The 1,011-nt window shown below is 59.5% G+C and carries 1 protein-coding gene; it reads left to right on the top strand.

Annotated elements, in window-relative coordinates:
• A partial coding sequence (locus ABL914_RS13935; protein ID WP_391563790.1) for an MFS transporter occupies positions 1 to 1,011 on the top strand: 1,011 nt, incomplete at both ends.

Here is a 1,011-nt window from a genome sequence, read left to right as displayed (position 1 = left end):
GGCCTATCGGCGCAACATTCCGGATCTTCTATAGCTTCATGGTGCCGATTTTTGGCGGGCGGCTATGGACCACGCTCAGCACGGCCACGCTGCTGATCCCGGCCTTCGGGATCGGCTATGCGGTGCAGAACCCGGATACGCCCTATTTCATCTTCCTGGTGTTGGCGCTGCTGTGCGGTTTCGGCGGGGGTAACTTTGCCTCGTCGATGTCGAACATCGGATTCTTCTTCCCCAAGGCGCAAAAGGGCAATGCCCTGGCGCTCAATGCTGGCCTCGGCAATCTGGGCGTTTCAGTGATGCAGTTCGCTGTTCCGCTGGTTATCACCGCCGGTGTGTTTGGTGCGCTGGGCGGTGATGCAGTTGCCACCAAGGATGGTGGCCAGTTGTGGCTGCAGAATGCGGGCTTCATCTGGGTTCCGTTTATCATCGCCAGCACCATACTGGCCTGGTTCGGGATGAACGATATTGCTGATGCCAAAGCCAGCTTTGCTGAGCAGGCGGTGATTTTCCAGCGCAAGCACAACTGGCTGATGTGCTGGCTCTACACCGGCACGTTCGGTTCGTTCATTGGCTTTTCCGCCGGGCTGCCGCTGCTCGCCAAGAGCCAGTTCCCGGACGTCAACGTGCTCAAGTACGTTTTCCTCGGGCCGCTGGTTGGCGCGATCAGCCGCGCTGCGACGGGCTGGGTGGCAGACCGCTGGGGCGGCGCGCGAGTTACCTTTTGGGTGTTCATCGGCATGATCGCCGGAGCGCTGGGCGTGATCCACTTCCTGGAAGCCAAGGATTTCAGCGGCTTCCTTGGCGCCTTCATCTTCATGTTCTTTGTCACAGGGGTGGGCAATGCCTCTACTTTCCAGATGATCCCCAATATCATGCGTCAGGAAGTGCCGCGGCTGATGCCAGAGCTCGATGCAGCGCAGCGGACCCGTCAGGCCGAAAAAGAATCGGCGGCGATCGTCGGCTTTACTTCGGCAATTGCGGCTTACGGTGCCTTCTTCATCCCGCGAGCAT

Origin of the sequence: Novosphingobium sp. (assembly GCF_040079535.1) — a bacterium.
Taxonomy (GTDB): Bacteria; Pseudomonadota; Alphaproteobacteria; order Sphingomonadales; family Sphingomonadaceae; genus Novosphingobium.
Note: the sequence above shows the minus strand (reverse complement) of the source record. Positions and strands in the feature narration are given on the sequence as shown.